General features: G+C 53.5%; 13 protein-coding genes. 8 read left to right on the top strand and 5 right to left on the bottom strand.

The window, feature by feature from the left end; genetic code table 11:
* Positions 1 to 437: 437 nt before the first annotated feature.
* The 6 genes from ABD949_RS11770 to ABD949_RS11795 all read left to right on the top strand — a co-directional run bounded on the left by ABD949_RS11770 (position 438) and on the right by ABD949_RS11795 (position 5225).
* Positions 438 to 1703, top strand: coding sequence for a hypothetical protein (locus ABD949_RS11770; protein ID WP_345243674.1), 1266 nt, complete (start codon positions 438 to 440; stop codon positions 1701 to 1703).
* Positions 1704 to 1707: 4 nt separating this feature from the next.
* A complete protein-coding gene (locus ABD949_RS11775; protein ID WP_345243677.1) occupies positions 1708 to 2703 on the top strand; it encodes a GRP family sugar transporter in 996 nt (331 codons plus the stop codon).
* Between the two features lie 76 nt (positions 2704 to 2779).
* Positions 2780 to 3442: a hypothetical protein gene (locus ABD949_RS11780; RefSeq protein WP_345243679.1), complete on the top strand. Its 663-nt coding sequence runs from the start codon at positions 2780 to 2782 to the stop codon at positions 3440 to 3442.
* 27 nt (positions 3443 to 3469) lie between these two features.
* Positions 3470 to 3913, top strand: a complete 444-nt coding sequence (locus tag ABD949_RS11785) for a DMT family transporter (RefSeq protein ID WP_345243681.1) — start codon at positions 3470 to 3472, stop codon at positions 3911 to 3913.
* A gap of 23 nt (positions 3914 to 3936) precedes the next feature.
* On the top strand, positions 3937 to 4521 hold the full coding sequence (locus ABD949_RS11790) for a PD-(D/E)XK nuclease family protein (RefSeq protein ID WP_345243683.1): 585 nt from the start codon (positions 3937 to 3939) through the stop codon (positions 4519 to 4521).
* Positions 4522 to 4601: 80 nt separating this feature from the next.
* Positions 4602 to 5225 (top strand): Uma2 family endonuclease, encoded by a 624-nt coding sequence (locus ABD949_RS11795; RefSeq protein ID WP_345243685.1) that lies wholly within the window; start codon positions 4602 to 4604, stop codon positions 5223 to 5225.
* A 19-nt stretch (positions 5226 to 5244) separates the two neighbouring features.
* Here ABD949_RS11795 and ABD949_RS11800 read toward each other — a convergent pair whose 3' ends face one another.
* From ABD949_RS11800 to ABD949_RS11810, 3 genes are all read right to left on the bottom strand, one after another.
* Positions 5245 to 5787, bottom strand: coding sequence for a DinB family protein (locus ABD949_RS11800; RefSeq protein WP_345243687.1), 543 nt, complete (start codon positions 5785 to 5787; stop codon positions 5245 to 5247).
* A gap of 141 nt (positions 5788 to 5928) precedes the next feature.
* The gene (locus ABD949_RS11805; RefSeq protein ID WP_345243689.1) at positions 5929 to 6768 is read right to left on the bottom strand and encodes a hypothetical protein; all 840 of its coding nucleotides are present in this window, start codon (positions 6766 to 6768) and stop codon (positions 5929 to 5931) included.
* Positions 6769 to 6950: 182 nt separating this feature from the next.
* The gene (locus ABD949_RS11810) at positions 6951 to 9164 is read right to left on the bottom strand and encodes a bifunctional alpha,alpha-trehalose-phosphate synthase (UDP-forming)/trehalose-phosphatase (RefSeq protein WP_345243691.1); all 2214 of its coding nucleotides are present in this window, start codon (positions 9162 to 9164) and stop codon (positions 6951 to 6953) included.
* 356 nt (positions 9165 to 9520) lie between these two features.
* Between ABD949_RS11810 and ABD949_RS11815 the strand changes: the two genes are divergently transcribed.
* Together ABD949_RS11815 and ABD949_RS11820 are read left to right on the top strand one after the other, a co-directional pair.
* The gene (locus ABD949_RS11815; RefSeq protein WP_345243693.1) at positions 9521 to 10492 is read left to right on the top strand and encodes a mechanosensitive ion channel family protein; all 972 of its coding nucleotides are present in this window, start codon (positions 9521 to 9523) and stop codon (positions 10490 to 10492) included.
* Positions 10489 to 11061, top strand: coding sequence for a DUF421 domain-containing protein (locus ABD949_RS11820; protein WP_345243695.1), 573 nt, complete (start codon positions 10489 to 10491; stop codon positions 11059 to 11061). The genes ABD949_RS11815 and ABD949_RS11820 overlap by 4 nt, the downstream gene beginning before the upstream one ends.
* 15 nt (positions 11062 to 11076) lie before the next feature.
* Here ABD949_RS11820 and ABD949_RS11825 read toward each other — a convergent pair whose 3' ends face one another.
* Together ABD949_RS11825 and ABD949_RS11830 are read right to left on the bottom strand one after the other, a co-directional pair.
* Positions 11077 to 11241: a hypothetical protein gene (locus ABD949_RS11825; protein WP_345243697.1), complete on the bottom strand. Its 165-nt coding sequence runs from the start codon at positions 11239 to 11241 to the stop codon at positions 11077 to 11079.
* Positions 11242 to 11347: 106 nt separating this feature from the next.
* A complete protein-coding gene (locus tag ABD949_RS11830; protein ID WP_345243699.1) occupies positions 11348 to 12724 on the bottom strand; it encodes a sensor histidine kinase in 1377 nt (458 codons plus the stop codon).
* Positions 12725 to 12726: the final 2 nt, after the last annotated feature.

Below are 12726 nucleotides of genomic sequence, written 5' to 3' on the forward strand. Positions count from 1 at the left end.
CGCCGACTCAGCAAAGATTATGAATGTGACTGTTCATCGGCCGAATCCTTTGTGTATCTGGCGAACATTTATCGCATTAGCCGTAAAATTTAAACAGGTTCTAAAAGACTTAGTACTTACTCAGATAAAGAAGTCATCGAAGCCTATAATCGGGAGGTTGGCAATCAAGGATGGACAGGGGCAAAAGGTGCCTTTATTTCAGCATTACGGTATGAGTTTGAACGCAGAGGGTGGGACTATTCAGCAATAGGTAACAGGTTGGTGCTCTCTTTCACGTCAAAGATTAAGTTAGAGGGCAAAACGATAAAACTCGAAAATGAGTTGTAACAACTCGGATGGATTTATAATAACAGTTTGAATCAGATATAACCGGAATTGCTCCGGCGGCCTCGTCCGGTCTGCAGTTTAAACAACCGGAAAGGGATCCCGGTCTACATATGCTCAAACTCCTCCTGTTTTTCCTGCTCATAACGGCGGCACACGCCCAGAAGCTCCCTGCGGCAATGCACCCCGATCCACAGGGTGCCCTGGCCGTCTACCGGCAGAATCTGGCTTTGCTGCGGCAGGAACACACTAACCAGCAGGAGTTACCGGATATGAAATTCTTTCTGTTTGGGATGGGCAACCGAACCAAACTCATTTACCAAAAGGGTAGGTTGATGGAAGCCCAGACTGGTCATATAGTCGAGCAATGGCGGGTGCAGCAGGCCCTGATTGTACCATCGGAATACCTGGTTCACCTGACGCTGATGGACAGCACGACGGTTCAGATCCGGGAGGACGAAAACGGTGTCTGGATTCATCAGCCGGGCAAATCCCCCCAACTCGTCAAAGGCACCCGCAACCGATTGAACCTGCCCACTTTTGCGGACAAAAAATACGGGCCTGTGCTGCGGGTACTGCACCACGAAGTACTGATCAATATCATAGCCGGGAAGCCGGTTCCTAACTTTCTGGTATACAGCCGACCGTGGTTCCGAGATGCTGCGCTGATGGGGATGGTGATGCAGCAAACCAACAACCTGCACCTGATTAAAGACTGGATCATGAAAATTCGTGACCCGTTCGACCGCAATAACCGAGGCATCAGTGAAGCCGACAATCTCGGGCAGGTACTCTTTCTGGTTTCACTGGTTTCAGATCAGAAACACCCGGCGGTGAAGATGGTGCTCGACTCTGTAAAGCGGTTTGGAAAACCGCTCCTCCCCAGTGTAACGGATACCATAGCCGTCAGACCTATCGCCCAATCCTCCACTGCCCCCCATTTACCCGACAAGATCTATTTATCCGGCAAAACTGACTACGCCGAACACCCGGTATTCCAGACCAAGTGGATCAAATACGGTCTGAAATCACTCGGCCTGCCCGACCCATATACCATTCCAACCGTATACGACAGCTATTCAGCCCTGTTCTGGTGGGACTACACTGATCAGCACGTTCCGGGCAAACCATTCAATGAAAGCTCCGGCAGAAACTACCCGTATCTGACGTGGGCTGAAGATCATTTCAACAGCCGCACGGGCACACTCGTCCGGCGGGGAATGGTCGGCAGCGTGGATTATCCGCTTTCGTGGGAGCAGCAGGCCAGCGAAGCCAATTACGCCGGTATGACTATTCTGGACAAAAATCTGATGAAACAAAAGCTCAGCTTTCCCCACACCTGGCATGCGGCCGAGATGTTTCTGCTTTTAATTGAATAACCGTATGTTTATCATCCAAACCTACTCCTTAGCCGTACTCTTCTGCATCATCACTATGCTCTGCTGGGGGTCCTGGGCTAACACCCAGAAACTGGCCGCCAATAACTGGCGCTTCGAACTCTTTTACTGGGACTATGTTATCGGTATCCTGCTGCTGGCGCTGCTGTTTGCCCTGACCCTCGGCAGTACCGGCGATAGCGGCCGGTCGTTTCTTCCTGACGTGGCTCAGGCCGATACCAGCAATATCGGCTCGGCCATGCTGGGCGGTATTATCTTCAATGCCGCCAATATTCTGCTGGGGGCCGCTATTTCGATCGCCGGCATGTCGGTTGCCTTTCCAGTGGGTATCGGGCTGGCGCTGGCAATCGGGGTCGTGGTGAACTACCTGGATTCGCCGGTGGGCAATGCGCTGCTGCTGTTTGGTGGAGTCGCGCTGATTGTAATTGCCATTTTGCTGAACGCCAATGCTTACCGTAAAACGGCCTCCAATACGTCATCGGTATCTACAAAGGGCCTGGCCCTATCGATAATCAGCGGCTGCCTGATGGGTCTGTTTTACAAGTATGTAGCCCAATCTATGTTTCAAAATTTTGATGTGCCCGAAGCCGGCAAGCTCAGCCCGTACACAGCGGTGGTATTTTTCTCCATTGGCATCTTTCTCAGCAACTTCGTATTTAACACGCTGCTGATGATGCGGCCGTTTGTGGGCTCGCCGGTCAGCTACGCCGATTATTTCCGGGGCAATCTGCGCAGCCACCTCATGGGCATCATCGGGGGTGTGGTCTGGTGCATCGGTATGTCGTTCAGCATCATTGCATCCGGTAAGGCCGGGCCGGCCATCTCCTACGGACTGGGTCAGGGTGCTACCGTAGTGGCCGCCTTATGGGGTATTTACGTCTGGCACGAATTCCGTAACGCCCCCAAAGGTACCAATACGCTGCTCAACCTGATGCTGCTCTGCTACGTAGTCGGTCTGGGCCTGATCATTGCCGCCCGATAGGCAATATTTTACAAACCGAAACCAGGGTTTTTAACCTCAACCGCGTAAATTTGACACCTTGCATTAAGGTTTATTCATGAATTGGGTTGTCCAACTTATACTTTTCGTTTCGCTTGCTCCGGCCGCTTTTGCCCAACAGGTTATCATCAACGCCCCCGCCGACGACCACCTGGAACCCGAAGCGGGCTACTTCGCCGATTTCAACTTCAAACATGATTACTACCCGCACATCCGGAATTACCTGCTTAAAAACCTGAGCCAGAATCCGGTCGCGCGGGTGCTGGTGCTGCCGACATTTGCGCCCGAATACGTCATTTCCGTTGAAAAAGATAAACGGTGGGACAACTACTTTCTGGTCTGCGCCGAAGCCCAGGAAAACATCTACCAGAAGCCGGGGAAAGAAGGCATTCAGGTGACAGTTCGCCGTATTCAGATTGCCAAAGACCTGGCGCTGCAACTCAATAAGCTGTTTATGACCGCTATTGGACAGGTAAGCTACCGCCGGAATCAGGCCTGGGGGGTAGATGGCACTACCTTTCACTTCACCGCCTATGCGGTTGGCGAAGGCGTAAGGAGTGGTTATACGTGGTCACCCCAGCGGGGTTCCCGTATGCACGACCTGGTGCAGGTCGTGCAGTTGCTGCAAAAAATGACCAGTACAAAAGATAATAGCCCGGTAGCGCAGGAGGTAGCTACCCGCTGCGAGAACCTGATGAAACGAATCAGCGTTACGCCTTAACAGAAGTCGCCTTCGATACCGCTCCTTATGCTTTACATTTATTTTCTGCTTGCTGTTCTGACCGGTATTGCCAACAGTACCCAATCGGGTGTCAACTCCCAGCTTCGTCATGGCCTGAACAACCCGATTATGGCCGCCATCGGCTCGTTCGGTATTGGCTTTCTAACCCTGATCGGGGTTCAACTGCTAACGGGTAACTCCACCCCTTCGCTGGAAACCGTCCGCAGCATCAGCTGGTGGAAGTGGACGGGCGGGCTGCTGGGCGCCTTTTATGTCACTACCGTTATTTTCACCGTACCCCGCATTGGAGCCGCCAGCCTCCTGAGCCTGAGTATTGCCGGGCAACTGCTGGCTGCCGTGCTGTACGATCATTACGGCTACCTGGGCTTCCCGCTCCATCCCGCCAATGGCTGGCGCGTGCTGGGCGTGGTGCTGATGATTGTTGGGGTGGTTTTGGTAGTTAAAAACTAAGAACTGCTTACTGAATACTGAAAATGGACGTTCGCTATCGCATCTACCCTACGCTGCTGAATGTGTTCTCGCGGTACCTGCGCGGGGGCGGCCTGACCGTGCAGGAACTGCTGGATACCATCAACCGGGTGCCATCACCTACTACAGCCGCGCAGGAGCGGGGTATTTCGTTTGAAGCGGCTGTGATCAAGGGCGAGGACGAAGAGCGATTCGATCCGGTGATCCTGCAAAAGGTCCGCAAGCTTCTTCCCCGCCCCATTGTGGAAACGCAGGTCTACTGCCAGTGGCAGATTGACGACGTACTGTTTTACGGCTACGTGGATCTGATTGGTAAATTTAAGGCGGTTGATATCAAAACCACGGCATCGTACCAGCCGCAGCGCTACCTCTTCAACCACCAGAACCTATACCTGCACGCGTTGAAAAAACGGGGTATCAAACTGATGGAGTACGTGATCACCGACTTCACCGATGTATACGTAGAGAGTTACCCGCTCACGCACCCTATTGAGAAACAACTGGAAGAGATCCGGCAGTTCAGGCAGTTTCTGGACGAGCACCAGGCGCTGATTACCGATCAGAAGATCTTTGTGCGGGACGGGCAATAGCGGCCTGTAGCCGGCTGTGCCATGTTTGGCCGTCTGTCGGTATTTTTGTACACTTGTAAAGAGTAAGACCCAGGAACGTTATGCAGGCCGTTACCGAACCCAAGCGCCGTCGTTCGCCGAAACAAACCCAAACCATTCCACCGGCTCTGGTCTATGAGCAGTGGAACGGTAAGCCTATTTACTACCGGGGTTATCGCGACGTGCTGGCCGGGAAAAAAACCATCGAAGAAATCATGTCATGTTCTGATCTGCAGGGTGTTCTGGTAGCTCTTTTAACAGGTCACCTCTTTGGAATCCTCAACCGCAAAAAATACCTGCTTGCTTCTAATGAGATTGGCTTACATGTGGCACTGAACGACAACCTGGGCAGTGACCTGGTCATTTTTGATAAAGAGAAAGTAGGCAAACTGAAGGGCAAGTACTTTGATGTGCCGCCCCGCGTGGTGATTGAGGTAGATATCAAGGCCGACGTTGCCGATTTTCAGAACAAAGAAACGGAATACATCCTGCAGAAATCACAGAAGATGCTCGACTTCGGCGTGGAGAAGGTCATCTGGATACTCACTACGCCACAAAAAGCCTACGTCATCGACCGCAATGACCCGCGCTGGTACATTGTCGACTGGACCGAAAACATTCCCGTCCTTGACGACTGCCTGTTGAACATTCAACAATTGCTGACCGACGAAGATATTACCTACTAATCCATTTTGCTTCTCTTGGTTATTGAAACTCTATATACTTCGGCGGCACAATGCCCTTCAGCCGGAGATAGACCAGCATCTGCGCCCGGTGGTGCGTCACGTGGTCGGTCATCAGCAACAGAAACTGCCGGCGGGTACGGGTAAATTTGGCGTACGAGCCGGTTTGGTCCAGCCGGGCCGGGTCAAGTGAGCGCACCAGCTCGGCCGCCCGGTTGAACTCCCGGTTCACCATCTCGATCATCTCCTTTTTGGTGCGGCCTTCTACCTTAAAATCATTCAACCGGGGCCGGTATTCCTGCCCATCGGCTTTGCTGAACGCATGCCAGTCGATCACCCAGGCGATATGCATGAGCTGTTCGGCAAAGGTCATTTCTTCCGGTGTGGGCTTAAATCCATACTCACTTTCGGGCATGGCTTCAGCCACGGTCAGCATATACTGACGGGATGTCTCCCAGCGCTCAGCATAATCTTTCAGAAAGGCATCTTTCTGGGCGAAGACAACCTGGGTAACAAGCAAAAACAGTAAGCAGGTCAGGGATGAGCGGTACGGGTATCCAGTCATAATAAGGGTGAGGTTTCGGTTGAAAGCATAAGCCCCTATTTTCTGACTTTATCAGGAGAATTCCTAAATAGTAAGTAAATTACGCGTTATGAAGTATGTCTATCAATCCCCAATTCTGGGGAGAGCGAAGGGTCCGTGTCATCAGTTCTTTACGGCAATCCCCCCGCTACCCGGCGCTTTAGCCCAGACTTCGCGCAGGTCTCCCGACCAGCCCTCCTGCACGTACTGACCATCTTTCGCCGTAATGCGGAACGTTTCGACCTTGCCTTTCCGCGCACCATTTTCCTGCCAGGACCAAAACTCGTTTGTCTCCGTCAGCGTCTTCCCATCAAACTGGTAGCGGGCACCTCCGGCCCCGTTAAACTGGCGCGTAATGGGGTTGTAGTATGCGTATACCACCATTGGATAGGTAAAGATTTTAACAACCTGCATGCCTTTGTATTGCCCCTCCCCGAAGCGGCTGCTGCCCCAGACGCCTTCCTGCATGAACCACACACCCTCCAGGCCCGGATGTTTGAGGGGTTCGGGAGACGAAATCCGTTCTGCTACTTCATTGATTGGAAAGTCTTTGTACTTGTCAGATGTCATTACGCCGTACTGCTCGTACTGATTCGGACTTACCTTGTAGTCGAAGGCAAACGTATTGCCTACCGCCGTTGAGTCCCAGGAATAGAAGGTTACTTTCTCGACGTACTTACCCCCTTTCAACGCGTAGGTACCGCCACAGGCCCCGTTAAAGGATCGAATACCGGGCGATTTTTCGTCGTAACGCCCCTGCCGTTTGTCATCGTAAAAAGCAGTCAGCCAGTAGCCATCCCGAAAAACTTTAATTACCGTTACCGAGTCACGGGTGCCCCATTTAGTCATGGCACCGTACTTGTAACGGGTTTGCCGGAATGCTCCGTTAAGTTTATCAACTGGTTCATCGGCGAGCAGGGCAACCAGACAGGCTACCAGAGGAAGTAATAACAATCGTTTCATGATCGTTCAGCTAATTTGTTTGGTCAAAAGTAGCCGACGACCTTTCCAACGGATTGTAAAAAAGGGACTTTCTCGTACCCAACTGACGCATAAGGCAATTAGGCCGCCCAGACGAGCCGTAATCAACACCCTAGCGGCTACCTCCGCTGTTTACGGGCGTAACGCCGTGGCCGGCTTTTGGTTTAAACCAATAACTGAAGCAACTGCTCCACATCCTGCTGACGGGCCAGGCGGTACCGGGCAAAGGATATGCCCGCACCGATTTTGATCGTGTATGCCCAGTTTGGCAGTTGCTTGAACATGTCCTCATCGGTGGTGTCGTCGCCGATGCTGACCAGGAAGTCGTAGGGTTTGGCTTCAAAAAAGCTGCGCGCTACCGCTCCCTTGCTGTGCTGGGCCGGCTTTACCTCCACTACCTTATTGCCCAGTACAACCGACAGCGGAATGTCTACGGTCAGATGGCTGAGTTGGGTCGCCAGTTCCAGCGCCCGCAGGTCGGCTTCCTGCCCCCTGGCGGTGCGATAATGCCAAGTAATAGCCGTTTCTTTCTCTTCCAGAAACGACCCCTTGATCTCCTTTACGTAGCTGTTCAGCGCTACCCGGATGGGCGTTATCCAGTCTTCCTGAGGCAGCGAAAGGGGTTCCCAGTCCAGGCCGGACCCGTCCAGGCCTGGACGTTTGACGAAGGCTCCGTCTTCGGCAACCAGGTAGACAGGAATGGTTCCGAAAGTCCTGTCGAGGTAAGCGCGGCTCCGGCCACTGACCACCACCAGATCATTGCCGTCGCTGAGCCGGACCAGCAGTTCCCGCATCGGCTCCGAAAGCAGAGCCTCCTCCGGATCGTCTACCAGGGGGGTAAGTGTACCATCATAATCCAGCAGCAACAGCCGGTTGCGGGCATTCTGGCAGGCTGTAACAAACTCGGCAACGGGCAGATTGGTTTGCAACGCAGGCTCGCTGATGGCTACATCCTGGAGCGTAGACAGGAATCGGTAGGTCCACCGGAATACATCATAAACCGCCAGATGGGTACGCATTTTTTCGAGCCGTTCCCTCTGCTCTCTGGCAGGCATTTCCAGGGCCTGCTGAATGGCGGAGGCAACCTCCTGGGTATCGGTCGGATTAATAATAAGCGCTTCGGTCAGTTCGCGGGCGGCTCCGGCCATCTCGCTCAGGATCAATACGCCTTTTCCGTCGTTGCGGCTGGCGACGAACTCTTTAGCGACCAGATTCATCCCATCCCGGATCGGGGTAATCAGGGCCACATCGCAGCCGGTATAGAGCGCCACCAGCTCCTCAAAACTTAACGACAGGTAGGAATACACAACAGGCCGCCAGCCGATGGTTCCAAACAGGCCATTGATCCGGCCAACGGCTTCTTCAATCTCCCGCTTAAGCTCCTGGTAGTGGGTGATCTTATCCCGCGAGGGTACCACTGTCATCACAAACGTAACCCGGTTGTGCCACTCCGGATGCTGGATCAGAAAGCGCTCGTAGCCCAGCAGGCGCTCCCGGATGCCTTTGGTATAGTCGAGCCGGTCTACGGAGAAGATGATCCTGTTCCGCCGGAGGAGCCGTTTGTACGTTTTCCTAAGCTCGCTTACAGGAGCTGTCTGACCAGCCAGACTGAACTTATTGAAATCGACGCTGATAGGGAAATCCTGCACCAGTACGGAGCGGTCGGGCAGCACCACGCGCTGGTTAATAATGGGCAAACTCAGCACGTCTGACACGCTCTGCTGAAAATGCTGCACGTAGTCGGTGGTATGAAACCCCACCACATCGGCTCCCAGAATACCCTCCAGCAGGGCCTGCCGCCAGGCGCGGGGAATCAGCTTGAAGATGTCGTAATTAGGAAATGGAATATGAAAGAAGTAGCCGATTGTAGCGTGCGGTACCGACGCCCGCAACAGCCCCGGCAACAGCATTAACTGGTAGTCGTGAATCCACACCAGATCGCCGGGTTCAACCAAAGCGGCTACCTTTTCCAGAAAACGGGCGTTAGCCTGTTCGTAATCCTGGTAATAGGTATCCGCGAAGGATGCGTAAGAAGTAAAATAATGAAACAGCGGCCAGATGCAGTCGTTGCAGAACCCTTCGTAGAAGCCCCGGTTCAGTTCCGGATCGAGGTATACCGGATGGACCACAAAATTGTCGTTCTCCAGCAGCGCCGGCGGTACGTCCTGAAAATCGGCGTCGCTATGCCCAATCCAGTGTATCTTCTCAAACGGCAGGTTTTCCGAATTACCCATACGCTCCGCCATTGATAGAACAGCCGATACCAGTCCTCCTGAATTTTGCCGGATAGACAGGCCTTCCTCCGTTCGCATAATGGCAAACGGCAGCCGGTATGAGACAATCAGTAATCGCTTAAATTTCGTTGGGTGTAAAGTCATGCTCATGGTGGTTATCAGTAGGGAAATCCTTATTGGCTTACGCGCATTCAGACTTCCTTTCCAGGGATAATGGCTGGAATAAAACAACAAAGCCGGGCAAAGTAAAGTACGGAGACAAAGCTTAGCTCCTTCTGAGAAAAGCCTTAGAATCTGCTTAAAATAACCAGCCCGCAACTGGCCGCTCAATTTTATAAGTTTAAAATCTCCTTAGAATTTCGCCGGCACAACAACAAATGACTCTAGCTAAGTCATTTATTATCAGAATTTTACTAAAAAGACTAATAACATTGGATCTCTACTAAGGTTATAGAAATAAGGGACAACCGTAGTCAGCGTCGTATTTAATCAGAACCACTATGCAGTTAGTCAATTTAGTACGCTTACAACAACCGGCTCAGGACCAAACGGTATCCGACGGCCTGCAGACCGTCTGGCAGACATTCCGGGAGATGGGCGGTTTTCTGCTGGAGCGACTTCCTTATATCGGAGTTGGCGTAGTTGTATTTTTCCTCTTTCTGTTCGCAAGTCGATTGGTTCGGTCGCTGATCCGGCGTTTTGCCACGCGCATTCACGCGCTGGATGAAACCCTGGCCGATCTGCTTGGTAAAATTGCCGGGGCAATCACCGTAATTCTGGGATTTTTTGCGGCTGCGGTGGCCATCTTTCCGGCGTTCAAGCCGGGTGATCTGATTGCCGGCCTGGGCATTACGTCGGTAGCCATTGGGTTTGCCTTTAAAGACATTCTGCAAAACTTTTTTGCCGGTATTCTGATTCTGCTCCGGCGCCCGTTCAAAGTTGGCGACCAGATCCGGGTCAAGGAATTTGAAGGAACGGTGGAGGAGATCAATACCCGCTCCACCCGGCTGAAAACCTACGATGGTGAGCGGGCCATCCTGCCGAACGGTGATGTATATACCAGCGCGATCCTGGTGCGAACGGCCTACGACCGCCGACGGGTCAAAATGGTCATCGGTATCGGTTACGAGGACGCTATCGAAGAAGCCCGCCAGGTCATCCGGCAGGTGGTGGAGTCGACCGGGGGCGTACTGCCTGAGCCGGGGCCGTGGATCTACGTATCGGAACTGGCCCCTTCCTCGGTTAATCTGACGGTTTATTTCTGGGTAGAATCCCACCAGGCCAATCTCCTGAAAGTCAGCGACAACGTAATGACCGGTATTAAGCTGGCGCTGGATAAAGCCAGCATTGACATGCCGTATCCGCATACGGTCCTTCTGATGAAGAGTTCCGTTGATGATTCCGGAGAGAAAGACGCACCGGCCGGATCGTCCCGCCAGGATAATCACCGGCAAAACGGACAGAATCGATGACGCTACAACTCCTGACGATAAGCGACTGGCTGTTTAAAGGCTGGGAAAGCGTTGGGCGGGTGCTGTTGGTGGGCATACTCGCCTACGCCGGCCTGGTCCTGTTTCTGCGCATTTCCGGCAAACGCACCCTGTCGAAGATGAACGCTTTCGATCTGGTGGTGACTGTGGCCCTCGGCTCTACCTTAGCCACTATTCTGCTCTCCCCACAAACCGGGCTGGTCGAAGGACTAACCGCACTGGCATTGCTGATTCTGCTTCAATACGCCGTAGCCTGGTTATCGGTCCGGTGGCCGTGGTTCAGGCACAAAATAAAGAGCGAGCCGACCCTGCTGTTTCACCAGGGGCAATTTCTCCGGCAGGCGCTGCGCCGGGAACGGGTAACGGAAGATGAGATACTGGCGGCCATGCGCAGTTCGGGAGCGCTGCAACCCGAGGAGGTAACCGCCGTGGTCCTGGAAACCGACGGATCATTCAGCGTTGTGCAGGCAAGCAAAAACAAAGACGTGGAGCCAACAACCCTGCAATCCGTGAAAAATATGGCAACGGCAAAACGGAAGACAAACCGGTAATATGCCGGTGCTAATCTACCAACCCGATGTGTTGGTTAACCCCATCAGCAGCAAAGCCGTCAGCAGCAATCCCGTGACCAGCCAGAGCAGCCAGTCGGGCCCGGAGGGGGACGGCTGGGTAGGCGGTCCGGGCATTTCCGGCTTTGTGCCGGTGCCCGCCGGGCTAAGATATGAACGCATGCGCAACGAAGCTGTCATTTACGGTTTTCCTCTGAGGTATGTACTGGTTATCAGCAAAGAAAAACCGGGGCTCTTAGGGGCTGCTGAGAAAAACCTTAGAATCTCCTTAAAAGCTTGACTGGTAGGGTAGCCTGACCTGAAACGTTGTGAGCTGCGGATCTGACTCCGACCGGACCTGTAACCGACCGCCGTGCAGCCGCACAATCCGGTCTACCAGCGACAGACCTATGCCATAGCCCCTCACTTCTGCAGTCTGCTGGCTCCGGTAAAATGGCTGAAAAATATACGGCAGATCTTTATCCGGTATCGGTTCTCCGTAATTGGACACGGTCACGTCAATCGCTTCTTTTTCAAACTGGGCGTGAATCATCGCCCGGCTATCCACCGAAAACTTACAGGCGTTTTCGACCAGGTTTTTCAGGGCCGTTTTCAGCAGCGCGGTATTTCCCGGCACGGCCACCCGCTCAAAGTCATCGGGTAAGGCTTCCAGATCAACCTCAACCACATAACGCTCGTTCAGGCGGGTTACCTCCTGCTGTACGTCCCACAGGACCTCATCTACCCGCACCGATTCGGTCAGTAGAACGGTGGCGTCTTCGGAACTTACCTTCGAGAGCTGGAGGAGTTCGTGGGTCAGGCTGGTCAAGTCGCCCACATCGTCAAGAACCGACCGGATCACCCGTTCGTACTCTGCCGGGGAGCGTTCCCGCAGCAGCAGCACTTCCAGCTGGGAGCTGATCTGGGTGAGCGGATTTTTGAGTTCATGCGAGACATTGGCCACGAACATACGCTGCAGGCTAAAGGATTCTTCAATGCGGTCGAGCAGGCGGTTGATGGTGGCCGAAAGCCGGCCCGGCTCATCGGTGGTGTCGGCGATCAGCCGCTCGCTGAGGGTACGGGGAAATATCTGATTGAGGTGGTTCTCAATGCGTTGCATAGGCAGCAGGGCGTCGCCGGTATACAACCAGCCCGAAAAGCCCACCAGCGCCATGATACCCAGAAACAGCAGGCCCATCATCTGCGCCATCCGGTTCAGAAACTCATCGCCGATGGTGTTCTGGGCCGTGGCCACCACCACGTACTGGCCGGCTGGTGTTTTATACAGCACACCAGCCCCGTAGGCATTGTTTATTCGGAACGAGGTCCTTCCCTCCTGCCGCACCTGCTCCAGCACAGCCGTTCTGACCGGCAGGAGTACAGTATCACCTGTTCGGTAAATCACCACATCGGTCCGGTCGTATACCACCACCTGCTGATTGGGCAGATGATCCCGCCGGAACTGGCTCAGTTCCGCCAATAATTTTGCATCTACCCTGCGCTGTAGCAGCAGATCACCGGTGGTAACGGCTTTGCGATCGAGCCGCCGGTAGAAGTCGGAGGAGAGAAAGTACCAGCTAAACCAGTAGATACTGGCAAACGTAACCGCCATAATAGCCGTTACCAGCAGCGTAAAGCGAAACGTCAGCCGGGTGCGGATCATCATAG

Origin of the sequence: Nibrella saemangeumensis, from assembly GCF_039541915.1 — a bacterium.
Taxonomy (GTDB): Bacteria; Bacteroidota; Bacteroidia; order Cytophagales; family Spirosomataceae; genus Nibrella; species Nibrella saemangeumensis.